This is a genomic window from Dryocola clanedunensis (genome assembly GCF_038405435.1).
GTDB lineage: Bacteria > Pseudomonadota > Gammaproteobacteria > Enterobacterales > Enterobacteriaceae > Dryocola > Dryocola clanedunensis_A.
Genome location: NZ_JBBYHZ010000002.1, coordinates 407895 through 426069, shown reverse-complemented (window position 1 = coordinate 426069; position 18175 = coordinate 407895). Strand labels below are relative to the sequence as shown.

The window sequence follows — 18175 nt, the reverse complement described above, 5'->3', positions numbered from 1 at the left end:
ACGGTGGAAAGCGGCAGCGTCTTCCACCGCAAAAGTCTCAGGCAAAGCTAACCGTCCCGGACAGGCTGTCGCCCTGCGTCTCTTTCCAGCTGGCGTAACGATCGCGGCCATTGCGCTTGGCGTAATAGAGGGCTTCATCCGCGCGGGAAAGCAGGCTCAGCTCTTCATGATGGTAACGCGAGAAATACATGCCAAGGCTAACGGTGAGCTGCTGGGAGAAATCATTTCCCCCTACCGGCGGCCTGCTGCGGATGTTATCCAGAATAGAGGCGGCAAGCTGCCTGGCTTCATTTTCAGCGATACCCGGCAGCATGACGGCGAACTCCTCACCCCCGATACGGGCCACCACGCCCCTGCTGTCAATGAGAGCGGTCAGCTCGCCTGCAATAAGCTGAATCACGCTATCTCCGGTCCCGTGGCCAAGATGATCATTGATCGACTTAAAATGGTCGATATCGATGATAAACAGGGCCAGCGATTGCTGTTTATTAAGCGCAATATAGTCACGCAGCGTTTCTATGAAATACCCCCGATTGTAAATCCCGGTCAGAGGATCGGTGATAGATTTTTCATAGATGATTTCGCTGTAGTTAATCGAGACCTTCAGCCGGTCATAGATGTTTTTAAGGAACAGCAGGATGGTGACGAAATAACCCACGGTCTGCACCGTGAGCATGATGTTCCATTCGCGGTCTTCAAAATGAATTCCGTGACTGCCGTATTGCAGAGAGGTAAACATGAACAATGAGAAGAGGATCAGCCCGGACCAGAAACTGTCGTGAAAGCCAATATAATAACAAACGATTAAAACAAATAACAAATAACCAGCATTTGTCATATTGTAGTAAATGACGCGTGGGTGCAGATTTAACGAATGCAATAGCATCGTGATTTCACCATGAAACACAAATGTAAGGCAAAGAAGCAGGCCCGGTAATAGCGGCAGCAGCAGCGCGGTACTGATATTTCTGCATGACTTTATTTTAAGCGCTGCGGCAACGAGCATGAAATAGCATAAAGCAGCCATGCGAAAGAGGTGGAGAACGACAATTATCTGTTTGTTTTGATAGACAAACCCATCTCCGCCGTCATAAACAGGATGATAAAACAGAATGGCTATATCCGTCGCAAACGAGATCAGAAAGCCCGCCAGTAAAAAGAGAATGCAGGCTGGGGTTTTGCGCGTCAGGAAACGGAAAAAGCAAAAGACTATGACGATCAGGTCAAAAACCAGATTAAAAAGAAAAAGGCACGTTGCATATAAAGGCGGAAAATTGGTGATTTTCAGGTCAAGCGTCGGGGCAACAAAATAGATCACAGCGATAACCGGCAGCAGCATCAGGCACAGCTTCCATCCGGTCGCTGCACTGTTTCTTTTTTCAACTGATTCAAATCTCATCATAAATTCGCTTTTGCACAACTTTTAGCAACGATGTATAAAAGGGTGGCCGGAATAAATAATCTCAGTTTGCTGATTAAATGTCACACCTGAATTTATTAACAAATATAAGCGTATTAGAAATCTGACCATCAAATACACTGTGCGGCAGCAAATATTATTGTATCGGTAGGTTATTAATTTATATTTAAACAAGAAAACATTGATCCCGCATCTTGAGCTATTCCCCTCGTTTTGTTCGTTTGGCAAAATACGCGATTACCTCCCCCTTATTAATACTATTCTCTGTTTTATGCAGAGTAATCGTTGGAAGCCATGACAAAATTTAAAACGTACCCGGTTTCGTTGACCAAAGCGCTGGTCATTCTGATGATTATCTCTTCGGCCATCGTGGTGCTGTCTTTGAACAGCTATCTCGACCGGGCGGTAAAACAGATTTACTCCGATATGAATGAGCATCTGCTGAAAAACGACGGTGAGCGGGTTGCGCAGCAAATCGGCAAATATCTTAATCAGCCTCAGGCCTCCGCAAAACTGATGGCGCTGCTGTCGGCCGGTGAGTCTGCCGCCAGACCGGCGGCCGTTGCCGGCATTCTCCAGCAGATTATCGATCTTGATTTCAACAAGGGTCAGCCGCTCAGCAAGCTTAGTTTTGCCACCGCGAACGGGAGTTACACGGCCCTTGAGCGCGATCCGCAGGACGGCACGTTTAAAACGATTCACGCATCGCTTCAGTCAAACCAGGCCGTGCTGAAACAGCTCTGGTTCGTGCATGCCCGTGAAACCAGCCTGCCGTTCTGGACTGAACATACGCACCGCCACACCGCTGAGCAGGGTATGGCGATGACCTGGCGACAGCCGGTCAGGGATCGGGCGGGAAATTTCCTGGGCGTGCTCTCGGCGGAAATTCAGCCGGAAGAGATGTCGGGCTGGCTACAGTCGCTGGATACCAATAACTCTCATCGGCTGATGCTGCTCAATGAAAAAGGCAGGCTGATTGCCGCCGCCTCCCCCCTGTCGGCAGATGAAATACAGAATGCCGGCCAGCATCTGCCCTCCCCGGGCCTTGCCGACAGCCTGCTTCGTCCCGCCGTTGATCACAACCTGATGCTAAGCAAAGCCATCTCCGATGCGGACGGCAAGCTGAAATGGACCCTGGTTATGCTGACGCCGGACAACCAGTGGCAGGCCAGCATCCACCGTTACCATCAGCACAATTTTATCGGATTAACTATTGTTATCACCCTTGCGCTGCTGGTGATCACTTTCCTGATGGTGCGGTTTTCCCGCCCTCTGGTCTCCCTTATTAATCGCGTTCATCTGCTGGGGACGCCGTTATGGAAACCCGCCGCTCGGGGCACTATGTTCCCGGAAGTGGCAAACCTTGCCAGCGCGCTGGATAAGAAATCCAGGTTGATCATGGACATGCTGGATGCGCGCCAGAAGGAGATTGAGCACGACAAGGAAACCGGCCTGATGACGTTTACCGGCCTGTGCAACCATCCGGAGCTGTACCGCGGGCGAAACATGATTGCCCTGCTGCACCTCAGCAACCACTCTTCGCTGACTAATCTGCTGGGTAAAGAGTATGGTACGGCCCTGCTTGCCCATCTGCAGTCCATGCTGAAGACGTTGCTGCCCGCAGATACTATCTACTGTCGCGAACGTAACGATAAGATCCTGATGATCTTCCCCAAAGTGCTTGATTCGGAGCAGGCTGCCTTTTTACACCAGCAGCTGGAAACCCTCTTTATGAGCCGCCAGTCGGTATCAAAGGGCTGCCACGAACTGCTGATTGCCGGCAATGTCGGGATCGTTGAAGAGCCGCTGACCGAGGAGCGTCTGAAGGCGCTTGTGCTCAACGCAGGTATCGCGCTTCACCATGCCCGCACAGAGGGCAACGGCGTGGTAACCCGCTTTGCGCCAGAAATGCATGAGGTAGGTTTACGCAACGTGGAGCTGCACGAAGAGTTAAGCCACGCCCTGGAGCGCGATGAATTCCATCTGGTTATGCAGCCGATAGTCAGCCTCGCCGGGGAAGGAGAATGTCTGGAAGGGGAATGCCTGGTGCGCTGGAACAGTCCTACTCTGGGCTTTGTGCCGCCGGACCGGTTTATTGCCCTGGCCGAGCAGACCGGCCTGATCATTCCGCTGGGTTACTGGATTATCGAGACGGCCTGCCGTGAGCTTGCCGATTTTATTGCGCGCGGCGCGCCGGACAATTTTAAACTTCATATCAACATCTCTCCTCTGCAGCTGCAGCAGGACGACTTTGCTGAAGGGCTTTTAGGCTGCCTGGAACGTCATAACCTGCAGGGGAAAAACATTTGTATTGAGCTGACGGAAGGCGTGCTGCTGGATGATTCGACCAGCGTCCTGCCCCAGCTTAATACGCTGCGCAGCGCCGGGGTGACGGTGTCGCTTGATGATTTTGGCTCCGGCTACTCGAGCCTCTCCTACCTGCACTCGCTGCCTTTCGACCAGCTGAAAATCGACCGTCAGTTCGTCAGCGACATTCTGGAAGATCGCCGCAGTGAATCGGTTATTGCCTCAGTGCTGAGCCTGGCAAACAGCTTTAAGGTGCCGCTGGTTGCCGAAGGCATCGAAAATCAGGAGACGGGTGAGAAACTGCGCAGAATGGGCTGCGTGCTGGCCCAGGGCTACCACTATGGCCGCCCGCAACCTTTCAAGAACTGGACCGTTAAGCTCGGCGTTTTCAACCTTACCCTTATCTAGAGCAACATCCTTTCTCCGTTCGACTTGCAAACGGGCATGCCTGCCCGTTTAGTCGCCCTTTCGCGGCACAACAAACATCGATTTGCACTTCGGACAGAGCAGCGTCTGCCCCTGGCGGATTTTAGCGCTGGGATGAGAGGATTTACTGCCGCAGACGGGGCATGTCGCGGAGCTGGTGCCCGCGCTGCCGAAGCGCTTCATTGCGAAATCTAAGAGAGACATGATGCTGACCTTTCCATGAGTGAGGTTCATCGTAGCACGCCCTGCACAATTACCGCACAACTATCCATCCCCCCTGCGTCCCATAAAAAGCCCGCCCCGGCTTGATCTTTAGTATCGTAAGATATATAACTACAACAATCGTACGATGCAGTCGTAAGATACACTTACCCAATAAGGACACAACCCATGTTTAATTCAATATTCAAAGATCCACGCGGTGAGCATCACCACCATCACCATCGCCGCCATGCCGAACGCCGGGGCGGCCCGGGCGGCGGTCATCGTGGCCATGGTCGCGGCGGGGATGATGCCGGTCATCGCGATCGCCCTTCTTTCCTGCGCGGCCGTAAATTCGGTGCGGACGAGCTGCAGCTTCTGCTGCTTAGTATGCTGAAAGACAGGGCCAGCTATGGCTATGAGCTGATCAAAATCCTTGCGGAAAAGAGCGGCGGCTTCTATACCCCAAGCCCGGGCGTTATCTACCCGGCGCTGACCTACATGGAGGACGTCGGTTACGTGAACGTGCAGCAGGAAGGGACCCGCAAGCGTTACGCCATTAATGAGCAGGGAGAAGCCTACCTTGCGGACAATCAACCCACCGCCGATGCCCTGCTGGCAAAGCTTGAGATGTTTGCCCGCCAGAGCGACTCCGTGAACCAGGCCATGTTCGAACACCGTCAGCCTTTTGCCCCGTCGCTTACCCAGGCGATTCACGATCTGCGCAGCCAGCTGCACGCTTACCACGGCAGCAGCGAAGAAATCCAGGCTCAGGCCGCAGATATCGTCAATCAGGCCGTAAGCCAGCTTAAGTCCATCAAATGAACCCCATAAAAAAGGCGCCGTCAGGCGCCTTAAAATTTCTTTTCATTAACCGTTATTTGGCTGCGTTCAGCTCGTCATCCGGCCAGTATTTGTAGCCGTTGACCATCGCCTGCGCCGCCAGACCCTTTTCCGTCAGCTCATAAACGCTAACTGGTTTCGGGACTTCTACGCTGCTTGGCGCCACTGCGCTTGCGGAAGCGCCGACAGCCGGCAAACCCTGATCGTCATATTTCGCCGCGGCGTTCGCGTCGGCACCGACGATATAGCCGTTGGTGATGAAATCGGTCAGCGCTTTGCTGTCGTTAAAGATCAGCAAGGTACGCAGCTGCTTCACGCCGATCCCCAGACCCGCTCCGCCCTGCGCCATTTTCATGTAGGTATTTTTACCGGAGCGGAAATCTTTGACGACCCCGTAGCCGCCGCCAAATCCGACGACAAAGATTTTGCTGCTGTTGCTCGAGAAGACGGCGTAGCCCTGGGATTTCTTGATCTCATCTTTGACTTCAGGATGAAGCTTATACAGCTGATTGAGGGTGTCGTTACGCATGTGCTCAATGGCAGCGCGCTGCTGGCTGGCGGTGTCGCCATCCGCACTACAGCCTGCGAGCGCCACAACGGCGGCGGCAATAAGCAGTATTTGTTTAAATCGCATGTGCATTCCATTTCAAAACATAACCCGGAAATAACGCTGGGTTATGAATAATGTTAAAAGAACGCGCATGCTAGTCGCCTGAGAATTTTGCCGCTGCGTTTATCGTGCTTTGTTGGCGATTATTTTATCTAAAAATAAATCGGCGCAGGGTAAGGGGCCGCCAGAGCGACCCCGATCGTCAGACCCGTACATCGATGGTGGTAGGCTTTGCCTGCGTATCGACGGCGCTTACGCTGTCAACGCCGGACATCTGCTGCCTGCGCTGCGCCTCCTGCGCCTGCTTCTGAATCAGGTCTGCAAGCTGCTGTTGCAGCATCGCCATCTGCTCCTGCACGCTCTGCTGCTCTTCTTTACTCATCCCGGCAGCGTTTTTCTGAATATACTCCGCAAGCTCGGTAATTTTATTCATCACGATTCTGATCTGTGCGGCAATGTTCCCGCCGCCGCCGGAGGGGGCCGATAGCTGTTCCATTTTCGCTACGGCAGCGGCGTTTCCCGCGGCTCCTATGTTCATATTTTTCCCCTTGAAGATGAAAGATCCCTCTCTTTATCGGCACCTGAAGAAAAAATATAAGTCTTTATAAGCCGATCAATCCGTTTTCTTGCTGCGCCAGTTGGCCCACGGGCCGTCCGCCGGGGGTTCCGCCCTCTCTTCCAGCGAATCTAGGTAGAGATTTTCAACTTCTTTACGTGCCCAGGGCGTGCGGCGCAAAAACTTGAGGCTCGACTTCACGCTCGGATCGCTTTTAAAGCAGTTGATTTTGATTTTCTTAGCCAGCTCTTCCCAGCCGTACTGGGCTACCAGCGCGTTCAGCAGCGCTTCCAGCGTCACGCCGTGGAGAGGATCTTTTGAAGGAGGGGTGTTCATTGCGCGGGTCCTGAATTCTGTAGAAATGACGGGCGCCATACTGAGCGAAATCAACTTACTCCGCAACCCATTCACCACGGTGTTGATTCGGCTGGCAAACAGGCTTAGGGTACCCTTCGGACTCAAATTTGTGAAAAATGCTGGCGTAAGCAGAGGAAAAATAATGAAAGCGATAGTGCTCGAGCAGGTAGACGGCAAAACCCAGGCCACGATTAAACAGGCCGATCTGCCTGCCGCGCAGGCGGGCGACGTGCTGGTGGACGTGGAGTGGTCAAGCCTGAACTATAAAGATGCCCTGGCGATCACCGGCAAAGGCAAAATCATTCGTCAATTCCCGATGGTGCCCGGCATTGATTTCGCCGGTACCGTTAAGCACAGCAACGACGCACGTTACACCACTGGCCAGCAGGTTGTTTTAACCGGCTGGGGCGTGGGTGAAAACCACTGGGGCGGCCTTGCAGAACAGGCGCAGGTAAAAAGCGACTGGCTGGTCCCCCTTCCGGTCGGCCTGTCTGCCCGTAAAGCAATGATTGTTGGTACGGCCGGGCTGACGGCGATGCTTTGCGTTCTGGCGCTGGAAGAAGCTGGCGTGAAGCCAGAAAGCGGTGAAGTGGTGGTAACCGGCGCAAGCGGCGGCGTTGGCAGCACGGCGGTCGCGCTTCTGCATGCGCTTGGCTACCAGGTTGCGGCGGTAACGGGCCGTGAAAGCACTCACGAGTATCTTTTAAAACTCGGCGCGTCGCGCATTGTGCCACGCAGCGAGTTTGCGGAAACCCGCCCGCTTGAAAAACAGATTTGGGCAGGCGCTGTCGATACCGTCGGCGGCGGCGTGCTGGCTAAGGTTCTGGCACAAACTAACTACTCCGGCTGCGTCGCCGCCTGTGGCCTGGCAGGCGGTTTCGATCTGCCGACTACTGTAATGCCATTTATTCTGCGCAACGTGCGTTTACAGGGTGTGGATTCCGTCAGCGCGCCGTTCGAACGCCGCACCGAAGCCTGGGAGCGCCTGGCAAACATTCTGCCGGAGAGTTTCTACGAAACTGCCACCACGGAAATTTCTCTGGAAAATGCGCCTGAAGTCGCCGCAGATTTCCTGAACAACGCCATTCAGGGCCGGACGCTGGTAAAAATTCGTTAAAACCCTTAAGGACGATACATGAAAATTGCATCAACCTGGCTTGCCTCCTTTACCCTGCTTGCCAGCACGGGCGTGCTTGCAGCAGAAACTAAGCTCCCTGCCCCCATTGAAGCGCTGCAAAAACAGGGCTTTGAGCTGAAAGGTGAATTTAAAGCCCCCGGCGATCATCAGGGGTACGCCATGCAGTATCAGGGACAAGGCACCACGGTGTATCTCACCCCGGATAAGCAGCACGCCATCATGGGGAATATGGTGGACGCGGGCGGCAAAAACCTCAGCGATGCGCAGGTCGAGAAGTGGGTCTATGCCCCGATGGCCAAAGAGATGTGGCAGAAGCTGGAGAAAAACCACTGGATTGCCGCAGGGAAAGCAGATGCGCCGCGTATCGTCTATGCCTTTGCGGATCCGTACTGCCCGTACTGCACGCAGTTCTGGCAGAGCGCCCAGCCGTGGCTGAAATCCGGCAAGGTTCAGCTGCGGGTGCTGATGGTTGGCATGCTGCGTCCGGACAGCGCGCAGAAAGCCGCGGCGATTATGATGGCCGACGACCCGGCGAAAACCCTGGCGGATTATGAAAACAGCCAGGGCAAGATGGCGCTGAAGAAACCAGAGGCCATCAAGCCTGACATCAACGAGGCGCTGAAAAACAATCTGGCGCTGATGGACGAGCTGGGGGGGAACGCCACGCCATCCATTTATTACCTGAATGATAGCGGACGCCTTCAGCAGCATCAGGGATTGCCGGATGCCGAAACGCTGCAGACGATAATGGGCGGCAAGCCGTAATTTTGTGTCGGATGACGCTGCGCTTATCCGACCTACGAACATATTTTGTGTAGTACCGGTAATTCGTAGGGTGGATAAGCGTCAGCGTCATCCACCGTTAAGGCATCGTATTCAGAACGCTAAAACAGGTTTGCGGCGTCTTCCCGGCACCGCGAACTCCCGCAAAGCCTCCCGCCACTCCTCCAGCGCAAACAAACTTACTTCCGGTAGCTGACTTTCGGGTAATAGCGTCCAGATCCCCTTAAACCACTGCTGCCAGACGTCCGGCCGCGTTGTGGCGAGCGTATCGCGCAGGTGAAAGCGCCGGGGGTTAACCCTGCTGCCGTTCAGCTGATAGGGCTGGCCGCTGAGCAGGCCATAAGAGACAAAATCTGCGTCTGCGGGCAGGTGCCGTAGCAGCGTAGTTGCCAGCTCCCCGCCGACGGCATCGAAAACCACGTCCGAGCGCCGTGCCGCCTCCGCCAGCCCCGTAAAATCGTCTGATTCTAGCGGTACTATTCCGCTTTTCTCAGCGACAGCAGAGCGATAAACGCCAAAAATGTGCTTCGCTCCCTGCCGCCTGGCCCACTGCGCCAGAAGCCCCGCGCAGGAAGAGTTCGCGGCGGTCAGCAGCACCGTTTTGCCCCGCACGGGCCACTGGTTAAGCATCGCCCAGGCGGCCAGCGGGTTGATGTAGCCGCGAGCTGCCAGCAAATCGGGGATCTCGTCCGGGACGGGCACCGCAAGGCTTGCATCACAGTCCACAAACCGTTGCCATGTCCCCTCCCCACGCAGCGGCAGAACGCGCAGGCCGGGAAGCGCGCGATTATCCGCCTCAACCACAACGCCCATGCCTTCATAGCCAGCAATCTTTGGCGGCAGAACGCGGTGGCGATAAGCGCCAGTAATGGGAATCAGATCGGAAGGATTAACGGGTGAATAGCGCATCTGCACGCGCAGCATGCCGGGTTTACGAGGCGGGAGGGGGTGAGATTCAAGGGTCAGGACGTCTTCGGGGTGCCCGAACTGACGAAACCAGAGCGCGGTATTGTCCATGAAAAGTGCCTGCCAGTCGAAATGACAGGCACTATATCACGCCGGGCCTGGCCCATGGCAGGAGCCGCACCGTATTGATTTGTCGGATGACGCTGCGCGAATCCGGCCTACGCTTTACATCTTAGCCAAAGCTGCACGCATCCCCAGGCTCTGAATTTGTTGGAGATTATCCGCCACCTGGTCGACCAGGCCCGGAACCTGAGTTAAATCCTGTTCCCAGTGTGCGCTGTCGCCCAGTACATCAGCAACCAGCTGCTGAACGGTGATTTGCTGGTCCCGAAGCTGCGTCCACAGCTGCTGGTAGCGCACGATCCAGTGCTCATCGTCCTGCAGCGGATAGCTTTCACCGTTGCGCTCGCCCTGATAAAACGCGATCAGCGCCGCCAGCGCGAAGGTCAGACGCGGCGGCAGCGTTCCGCTCGCCTGCTGTCCGGCCAGAAGCTGCGGCAGGATACGGGTGCGGAATTTTGTCATGCCGTTCAGCGCAATCGACAGCAGCTGGTGCTGAATGTACGGGTTGCGGAAGCGGCCGGTAACCGCTTCAGCAAAGGTCAACAGCTCGTCGCGCGGCAGGTCCAGCACCGGAATAATCTCTTCGGCTATGGTCTTTTCCACAAAGCGGCACACGTCAGCATCGTTCATCGCTTCGCCAACGGTATTCAGCCCGGCCAGATACGCGACCGGCACCAGCGCGGTGTGCGCGCCGTTCAGAATGGCAACTTTCCGGGCTTTATAAGGTTTGATGTCGTCCACAATCAGCACGTTGAGGGGATATTTATCCAGACGCAGCTCTTTTGCCAGCCACGCAGGCCCCTGGATAACGAACAGATAGAAGTGTTCTGCCGCTGCGAGAAACGTGTCTTTGTAACCCAGCTCCTGCTCAATGGCGGCGGCTTCTTCGCGGGGGTAGCCGGTCACGATACGGTCAACCAGCGTTGAACAAAACGTGTTGGCCTCATCCAGCCATTCGGTAAAGGCGGTCGGCAGCGCCCACTCCTGCGCGTAGCGCAGCACCAGTTCCCGTAAGGCTTCGCCGTTATAGTCGATAAGCTCGCAGGGAATGATGACCCAGCCCTTGTCGGCGGCCCCGTCGAAATGGCTGAAGCGTTCGAAGAGCAGGCGCGTCAGTTTGGCCGGGTAGCTCACCGCAGGCGCATCTTCAAATTTATCGCCCGCGTGATAGCTGATGCCCGCTTCGGTGGTGTTTGAAAAGACGAAGCGAATATCCGGATTGTGCGCCAGCTTCAGATAAGGCTCGTAATCCTGATAGACGTTAATCTCACGGTTAACGGAGCGAATCAGACGCGCGTCGCTGACGGCTTCGCCCTGCTCGTTCAGACCGCGAATTACGGTAGTGTATAACCCATCCTGAATGGACAGCGATGGCGGAAACGCGCTGTCAATCGGGCGAACGATTTCGATGCCCGCGTTGAGGTCGGTGTGTTCATTGAGTAAATCGATCTGCCAGTCGATAAAGGCACGCAGGAAGTTGCCTTCACCAAACTGAATAATGCGGGTGGGATACCGAGCGCCGGGAAAATCATGACGATTTAGCGTTTTCACTATAGGGTTCCTTCGTTAGCAGAGGTAAGGACGACGACAGACACGTCCAGCTAACGTAGCAGAATCTTTTGCGCTGAAACCCCGTTTTGATCAAGTCAAAGTTATTATACCAATTTTAGATGCTTAAAATAGAAAGTCGTTGAACATAAGGCACCATCGGGCATCAGGGCATAGTCCGGGATGGAGCCGCTTCTGACCCAGCCCAGGCTTTGGTATAACATCTCGGCATCACTTCCCGTCGCGGTGTCCAGCACCAGCACCGTTTTACCGGCCTGGCTGGCAGTAGCTTCAAGCTGCCGCATGAGCTTTTGCGCGATGCCCCGGCGGCGCGCGCGAGGATGTACCAGCATTTTTGAAACGTCTGCGCGATGGGGCTGGTTTTCCGGCTGGTCCGTAATCAGCTGAACGGTGCCGACGATCTGCTGGTTTTCATCTTCCGCAATCAGAACGGTTCGTTCGTTATTGCCAACGCTTAGCGCGACGTTTTGCCAGAATTGCGTCGCTTTGCTAACCGAGAGCGGGTGCATAAAGCTGACGGATGCCCCACCGGCCACGCACTCAATGAGGATTTCATTGAGCTGCGGAATGCGGGAGGCAAACTCGGAAAATGGCAGTGCGCGAATGAGCCGATCGGTCATCGGGTTCTCTCCGTTATATAGCTGTTTTGGCATATTAGGGGCAGATAATTATTATACGTAAAGATTGATTTTTGACCTTCCTGTCATCAGTAAGATCACAACCCGGATCGTCATCATCGATGGTGCGCTTGTGTCCCAGCTACGTAAAGTAGCCCTCTGCCAGATTCAGAACACGGTCTGCAGATGCTATGGTTTCCGGATGATGGGCTATCAGCAGGACAGGAAGCCCCAACTGACGTAGCATCTGGCTTATCAGAATTTCGCTCTCAATATCAAGATGGCTGGTCGCTTCATCCAGTAACAAAAATCCCGGTTTCTTGTATAACGCCCTTGCCAGCAGAATGCGTTGTTTTTGCCCTCCGGAAAGCCCTCCGCCGGTTTCACCAATCAGCGTCTGATACCCCATCGGCATTGCCATAATATCGCAGTCGATAAATGCCAGTCTGGCGCATTGGATCATTCGTTCATAATTGCGGTCTTCGCTGAAAAAAATAATGTTATCTGCAACAGAACCTCTAAAAAGATGGTCATCCTGCAGTACGGTACCGATCCGCTGACGAACCTGAAAATAATCTGGGTGCGTATGCAGTATGCCAAATGTCCTGATCTTGCCTTCATCAGGGATGTGGATCCCAGGGATGAGCTTCACCAGCGTCGATTTCCCGCAGCCGGATTTACCTGTGATGGCAACCAATTCTCCGGGATTGAGTGTCAGCGACACCCCGCGGATTATCGGTGTATTCCCGCCCTTGTGGCTGAATATAATGTGCTCAATAAATAGCGGAGAATGAGCATCTACAGCCATCTCTCTACGCAATACAGAAGGAAAGAGAGAAGTGTCGGTCTGCTCACGAAAAGACTGTTGCTGATGACCTTCAGTAGGAGTCAGTACAATATCAGCCAGACGTTCGTTGTAGACATCGAGCATACGCCAGGAAAAAAACTTATCGGTCAGGCTGCTGATACTGGATGAAAAACGCATCTATTTGCTATATATAAATTGGCTCGCATGCACATTCATTACAAGGCTTCACTTTATAAAGGTTGCTATTTTTGCTAAAACCATATCTGTAAATTTAGCAGTGGAAAATAAAGTGATTAATGTGATGACTATTTTTGAAAATTCCTCAGGCAACGAAAACCAGGATAAATCAATGATGGAGGAACCACTTAATAGCGCGAAACCCAGGAGTAAACTTAATATAAAAGAGAATATTCTAATAACCATTGCAGTATCCTCCATTGATACTTATTTATCGGCTACAGGTACCACCAACGTTACTTCCTGAACAATTACTTGAACCCGCTCCGGTTCCGCCTCCGTTCCCATTTCCTCTACCTGAGAGACACTGGCCGATAACTGCTCCACCAATAGTTCCTCTGGCCATTCCTACAGGTCCACCTTTAATGGCACCACCAATCATTCCACTGAAAACAGCATTAGCACACTTAACTGTGCTCGGGTCACTGTAAATGTGTGTCGGTGCATTTCGTCCCAGGGAGTTACGGGCTCCAGATTTTCTACTACGACTCCCGCCACGTTCATAATTACTGTTTGCGTTGCCGCCACTGACTAAGGCAATCTCATCGAAGCTCAATTCTCTAATATTCGGCATAAAAATCCCTTTTAAAAAATTTAGTTTAACATAAAGTGCCACTCAACCTTTACATGACGCAAATGTATATGTAAAGCTCATTTATGTAAAGAACAGTAAATTATCGCTATAAGCTGATTGAGCTGAGCTTACTTTTTTTTTGCTTATTGATTTTAGTCGTTGACTTATCTCGAGGAGATGCCTGTGTAATGGAGCGTACCCGTGCGGAGGAAATGGCTGGCGGCAATAAAATACTATTTCAGACCCAACAGCCATAATCTACGGTAATTTTCGGTCTCCAAACTTTCCCGGTAGAGAGCCTGTGCCCGGCGTCAATCATGCGGGTCAGAGGAATTACTTATCTCAGCAGGACAAACTCTTGCTTCAGGGCATCCAGCAGCGCATATCGCTTACGGTATTCCGAGCGCTTTTTGCTGGGGATTTCGCTCAGATCTTTTTGCGGCAGCGAAAGCGGCAGGCTGAAAAGGTGGCTGTCATATTTTTCTCCGCCTACCGATTTCCAGAATTCGTTATAGCTGGCGTGAAAGTGCTTACCCTTGCTCAGGCGATAGCGCAGCCCGCGAAATACATGTCCCCCGTCGCTGACGCCGTATACGGCATTAATATTCTGCCGCTGCGCCAGCAGCCACAAAGTTTCCATCAGCAGCCGCTTGGGAAACAGGCCGTGACAGGCTTTGGTGGCGATTTTAATTGTCTCGTGCGGTACATGACGGCTTGCGCCCTGTAGCCCACCGATGACAATCTGTTGGTCGCCCGCTGGCCCCGTGACGCAAAAAGTAACCGATGCCAGCAGCGTTTCGTTCATATACAGCCACAGCGTACTTTCCCCTTCGCGTTCCGCGCCGCTGGCGGAGCTGGCGCGAACCGTTATCTCCTCACCCTCTTTCCCCGTCAGGTGAATTAACGAGACTTTATCCGCTGAGGTAAGCGCCTGGCCTAACTGCCCTGCATCAAGTCTGTCTATAAATGCGTAGTGGCTGACAATTGCATCGACGCGCGAAGCCGCATTTAGGCCCAGATGCAAATAATGACGATGGATTTTGCTGGGTAATGTTTTCTGGGCCGAAAGCAGAGCCGAAAAATAACGGTTGCGGGTCATCTCGTTAAAGAAACGCAGCGTCTGGCGGGGGGCCAGCAGCGTGCGCAGGCAGAATTTTGCCCGGTAGGCTTTTTCACGCCAGATATCAGCGGGAATAAGCCCTCCGCCAATTAAAGCCATAATTGTCGACAGCCCAGTATTTTCTGCCCGCAGCGTCTCGTGCTGGTCAAGAATAGTCATTTTCCCCTCGCCTCAAAATCCTTAAATTCAACGGGCAAAGTGTATGAGGGGAAACTTATACGTAATTACAACGGCGTTATGAAAACATCAGGACGGTCAGTTTAAAGCACGGAATGTAAAAACTCAGTGACCGACGGATTTTTGATGGTTCGCTTTCATTTTTTGCATCTCATTTTCAGCACGGAGGATAATATCCGCCCTGCCTGTAAAGACCAGCTCATTGTATTCGAGAATGCCCACCGAATAGCTCAGCTGCCACGGCAGCCCGGAAGTGCGATTAAATTCAGCTACCTGCTCGCCCAGATACTCCAGCGCAATAAACGCCCCGGCTTCGTCCGTGTCGGCAAAAATAATCGCAAACCTGTCGCCGCCGGAACGGGAAATGACATCCGTATCGCGGAATGCATTTTTCATCAGGCCAGCCATTGCCACAAGCGCCTTATTGCCCTCTTCCGGACCGCCGTGGCTGTTGATCTGCCCGAAATCATCAAGAGCGATGAGCGCAAAACTCAGCGGTTCGGCCCGGCGCTGGGACGCTACCATCAGGTAATCCGCAAGGAGATTGAAGCCCCGCTGGTTTAACAGGCCGGTGAGTTCATCGGTAGTTGCGACGTCATGCAGTGGGGATTCAGAGTTCATGAGCTGCTTTCCTGTGGGTAAAATTTCCTGAAGAGTTAAACACGCTTCGTCCTCGGCTCAGGGGGCGGACTGAAAAGAGGTGCTAACGTCCTGCGGACCAGCGGATGAGGTGATGGTCTGGTTGCGGCCATTGCGCTTCGAAGTATAGAGGTTCCTGTCCGCCTCATGGACCAGCTCGTTAAAAAGTTCCAGTAACGGGCTACGGGTGATGCTGGCCGTCGCAAGCCCTACGCTGACGGTGATGTACAGGCTCTCCTGCTGATAGCGGAAGGAATCCAGCTCGATACTTTTACGCACCCGCTCTGCCAGGGCATAGCCCTGAGCCTCATTTTCAACGCCTGCCACGACCACAAACTCCTCGCCGCCCATGCGAGCCACCAGCCCCTTGTCCCCGACGACCTGCCGCAGCTTAGTGGCGAAAGAGGCCAGTACGATGTCGCCGCATTCGTGGCCGTAGTTATCGTTAATGCGCTTGAAGAAATCGATATCCAGCAGCATGACGCACAGGGTGGGCTTATCCTGCCCGGCCAGGGGGTACCGTTCTGTTTTCAGCGTTTCAAACAGGCCAGAGCGGGAATAGACGCCCGTCAGATAATCGAAATCGGCGCGCAGCGAGGTCTGCTTAATCAGCTGGTTAATAGCATCCACGCTCACGGACACAATCAGCGGGCAGATGGCAATCGTGGCGATACCCAGCCGCGCGGAAAACATCTGGTTTACCAGCAGCGGCTGGTCGGCATTAATGCTAATCACCGAGCTGGCCACCAGAATGATTTCCGTGCCGCCGGTCAGCAGCGTGACCAGCGCCGTAACAGGCAGCGGGTAGCGAATGGCACACCAGATAAGCGCCGGTAGCGGGAATGCCAGGCTGCCCGCACCGCCGATGGCCACCGAGGCACAAAGGGAAACCACCAGCCCTACCAGGGGATAGAGTTTTGAGAGTCTGAACGGGGGAATTTTGCTCCAGTCCGGCCATTTTGCCGATAGCAGGCACGGCAGCATCAGCACCCCGGTGGAAAATTGCTCGCTAACCCAGTCCGCATACAATGGTAACAATCTGGGATAATCGCTGAAGTTATCAATTGAACCAAGCGCGCCGACCAAAGAGCATAATATTGCGCCAATCAGGCTAAAGTGAAAAATATTAAAAGCGTTAACCGCCCAGTTATTGTCGCTGTGCTGATAAGAATAACGAAGTAATAATCGCGCTACGGTAATAATAAATACCATATTTGAAAAATTGATGATTAACGACTGCCAGCCCCAGGACGCAGTGAAGGCGTCGTAGACGATCATCGCGCAGTAGCACAGGGCGTAGTAAAGCGCACGGTTAAGAAAGGGATTGCGGACGAAGACCGCCGCCAGCACGGCGTTTAGCGGCCAGAAAAGCGACAGTTCGTCTATCAGGCGCAGGGCGGCGCCAAAGAAATAAAACAGCGAGGTGATAACAAATATGCCGATAGCATTGGCCAGCGTTTTGTCCGGGGAAAATAAAACCAACTTCTTCTGGCTAGCCATGCGATTAAGATTCATATGTAGGCGTTCACGTGACGGGAAAATAAGCCCGTGGGAGAGAGAGGAAATTTGAATTTATAGTAGCATGTTTTCCCACCACCTGATCGGATGAGTCAGATTAAGTAATAAATTCAAAACCCTGCTAATAAGGCGGATAATAATCCGCTAATAACCGCAATTAACCAGAGGGTATTTGGGCTTGCCCTGTTTCAGCGTATTCATACGCCGATCGCGGCTGTCATCCGGGAGGATAAAGACAAAAACCTGTCCCTGATAAACATCGATGCGCTAGAGTAGGATGTTGATAAATTGTTAAGGAATAACCCTTGCCCAGCTTCGATTTACAGGATCTCTACGCCTTCCTCGCCCTGAACGAACACGGAAGCTTCCGCTCCGCCGCCGAGGCTATCTGTATTTCACAGTCCGCGCTGAGCCGACGCATTGAAAAGCTGGAGAACCTGCTGGGGGTCAGATTATTTGACAGAACCACCCGTCGGGTCACGCTAACGCAGATCGGCAGAACCTTCGCGCCGCGGGCGCAGCATCTGCTGCTTGAATTTGAGGATGCTTTAGCGGGGATTGGCGACCGCGCAGCGCACGGAACGGGGCTGGTTACGGTCGCCTGCGTCCCCTCTGCGGCGAACTATTTTATGCCGCAGGTGATAACCCGCTTCAGAACGCGCTTCCCGAAAGCGAGGATTAAAGTTGTCGACACCAGCGCAGGGGAAGTTGCTTCGGCTGTTCAGCACCACCAGGCGGATTTTGGCCTGAGCTTTCTGTCCAGTATCGACGTCGGCCTGATCTTTATGCCGCTGGTAGATGAAACCTACCGCGCCGTCTGCCGCCGGGACGATCCGCTGGCCCGGCGCGCCAGCCTCAGCTGGACGGAGTTCTTCGGGGGCGACTATATCTGGCTGGATAAGCCGTCGGGGAACCGGCAGCTTCTCGATCAGGCTCTCGGCAGCATCAAGCCCGCCAGGCCGCCGGTTTGTGAAACGCGACACGTTACGGCGATGCTCGGCATGGTCAATGCCGGGTTGGGTATAGCGGCAGTTCCGGAGATGGCCGTGCCGGACTACGCTTACCCGTCACTGGTGCAGATCCCCCTCACCGACCCGGTAGTAAAACGCCAGGTCGGGCTCGTTAAAAAAGCGGGTAAAGCGCTCTCCCCGCTTGCCGCCGGGCTTGAAGCCGAAATCGTCTCTTTTTATCAGGCCAGCGCTTAAGCAGCGCAGTCGTTCAGTTTGGCTGGCAGAGCAGTAAGCCC

General features: G+C 53.7%; 16 protein-coding genes and 1 pseudogene. 5 read left to right on the top strand and 12 right to left on the bottom strand.

Annotation, left to right across the window (positions count from 1 at the left end):
* Positions 1-37: 37 nt before the first annotated feature.
* Positions 38-1402 carry a diguanylate cyclase gene (locus AAE045_RS06010; protein ID WP_455546917.1) on the bottom strand — a complete coding sequence of 455 codons (1365 nt, stop codon included), beginning with the start codon at positions 1400-1402 and terminating at the stop codon, positions 38-40.
* 312 nt (positions 1403-1714) lie between these two features.
* On the opposite strand from AAE045_RS06010, the gene AAE045_RS06005 reads away from it, so the two are divergent.
* Positions 1715-4135 (top strand): bifunctional diguanylate cyclase/phosphodiesterase, encoded by a 2421-nt coding sequence (locus AAE045_RS06005; RefSeq protein ID WP_455546916.1) that lies wholly within the window; start codon positions 1715-1717, stop codon positions 4133-4135.
* Positions 4136-4183: 48 nt separating this feature from the next.
* Here AAE045_RS06005 and AAE045_RS06000 read toward each other — a convergent pair whose 3' ends face one another.
* Positions 4184-4357, bottom strand: coding sequence for a YnfU family zinc-binding protein (locus AAE045_RS06000; protein ID WP_455546915.1), 174 nt, complete (start codon positions 4355-4357; stop codon positions 4184-4186).
* Positions 4358-4543: 186 nt separating this feature from the next.
* Here AAE045_RS06000 and AAE045_RS05995 point away from each other — a divergent pair, with 186 nt between their 5' ends.
* Positions 4544-5179: a PadR family transcriptional regulator gene (locus AAE045_RS05995; protein ID WP_455546914.1), complete on the top strand. Its 636-nt coding sequence runs from the start codon at positions 4544-4546 to the stop codon at positions 5177-5179.
* 52 nt (positions 5180-5231) lie between these two features.
* Here the strand turns inward: AAE045_RS05995 and AAE045_RS05990 are convergent, their stop codons facing one another.
* The 3 genes from AAE045_RS05990 to AAE045_RS05980 form a co-directional block, all read right to left on the bottom strand.
* Positions 5232-5831: a lipid-binding SYLF domain-containing protein gene (locus AAE045_RS05990; protein WP_455546913.1), complete on the bottom strand. Its 600-nt coding sequence runs from the start codon at positions 5829-5831 to the stop codon at positions 5232-5234.
* A 178-nt stretch (positions 5832-6009) separates the two neighbouring features.
* On the bottom strand, positions 6010-6345 hold the full coding sequence (locus tag AAE045_RS05985; RefSeq protein ID WP_455546912.1) for a hypothetical protein: 336 nt from the start codon (positions 6343-6345) through the stop codon (positions 6010-6012).
* Between the two features lie 75 nt (positions 6346-6420).
* Positions 6421-6699, bottom strand: a complete 279-nt coding sequence (locus AAE045_RS05980; RefSeq protein WP_455546911.1) for a VF530 family protein — start codon at positions 6697-6699, stop codon at positions 6421-6423.
* Positions 6700-6862: 163 nt separating this feature from the next.
* Between AAE045_RS05980 and acuI the strand changes: the two genes are divergently transcribed.
* Both acuI and dsbG read left to right on the top strand, forming a co-directional pair.
* The gene (gene acuI / locus AAE045_RS05975; protein ID WP_455546910.1) at positions 6863-7837 is read left to right on the top strand and encodes an acrylyl-CoA reductase (NADPH); all 975 of its coding nucleotides are present in this window, start codon (positions 6863-6865) and stop codon (positions 7835-7837) included.
* 18 nt (positions 7838-7855) lie between these two features.
* Positions 7856-8623: a thiol:disulfide interchange protein DsbG gene (dsbG, locus tag AAE045_RS05970; RefSeq protein ID WP_455546909.1), complete on the top strand. Its 768-nt coding sequence runs from the start codon at positions 7856-7858 to the stop codon at positions 8621-8623.
* Positions 8624-8734: 111 nt separating this feature from the next.
* Here the strand turns inward: dsbG and AAE045_RS05965 are convergent, their stop codons facing one another.
* The 7 genes and pseudogenes from AAE045_RS05965 to AAE045_RS05935 form a co-directional block, all read right to left on the bottom strand.
* Positions 8735-9658: a zinc-dependent alcohol dehydrogenase family protein gene (locus tag AAE045_RS05965; RefSeq protein WP_455546908.1), complete on the bottom strand. Its 924-nt coding sequence runs from the start codon at positions 9656-9658 to the stop codon at positions 8735-8737.
* Positions 9659-9772: 114 nt separating this feature from the next.
* The gene (locus AAE045_RS05960) at positions 9773-11221 is read right to left on the bottom strand and encodes a tagaturonate reductase (RefSeq protein WP_455546907.1); all 1449 of its coding nucleotides are present in this window, start codon (positions 11219-11221) and stop codon (positions 9773-9775) included.
* Between the two features lie 104 nt (positions 11222-11325).
* The gene (locus tag AAE045_RS05955) at positions 11326-11859 is read right to left on the bottom strand and encodes a GNAT family N-acetyltransferase (protein ID WP_455546906.1); all 534 of its coding nucleotides are present in this window, start codon (positions 11857-11859) and stop codon (positions 11326-11328) included.
* Positions 11860-11998: 139 nt separating this feature from the next.
* A pseudogene (locus AAE045_RS05950) lies at positions 11999-12841 on the bottom strand (ATP-binding cassette domain-containing protein); the annotation flags it as partial.
* Positions 12842-13812: 971 nt separating this feature from the next.
* A complete protein-coding gene (locus AAE045_RS05945; RefSeq protein ID WP_455546905.1) occupies positions 13813-14754 on the bottom strand; it encodes a VirK/YbjX family protein in 942 nt (313 codons plus the stop codon).
* A 123-nt stretch (positions 14755-14877) separates the two neighbouring features.
* Positions 14878-15393, bottom strand: a complete 516-nt coding sequence (locus AAE045_RS05940; protein ID WP_455546904.1) for a GGDEF domain-containing protein — start codon at positions 15391-15393, stop codon at positions 14878-14880.
* Between the two features lie 57 nt (positions 15394-15450).
* Positions 15451-16926, bottom strand: coding sequence for a sensor domain-containing diguanylate cyclase (locus AAE045_RS05935; RefSeq protein ID WP_455546903.1), 1476 nt, complete (start codon positions 16924-16926; stop codon positions 15451-15453).
* Between the two features lie 308 nt (positions 16927-17234).
* Here AAE045_RS05935 and AAE045_RS05930 point away from each other — a divergent pair, with 308 nt between their 5' ends.
* On the top strand, positions 17235-18134 hold the full coding sequence (locus tag AAE045_RS05930) for a LysR family transcriptional regulator (protein ID WP_455546902.1): 900 nt from the start codon (positions 17235-17237) through the stop codon (positions 18132-18134).
* Positions 18135-18175: the final 41 nt, after the last annotated feature.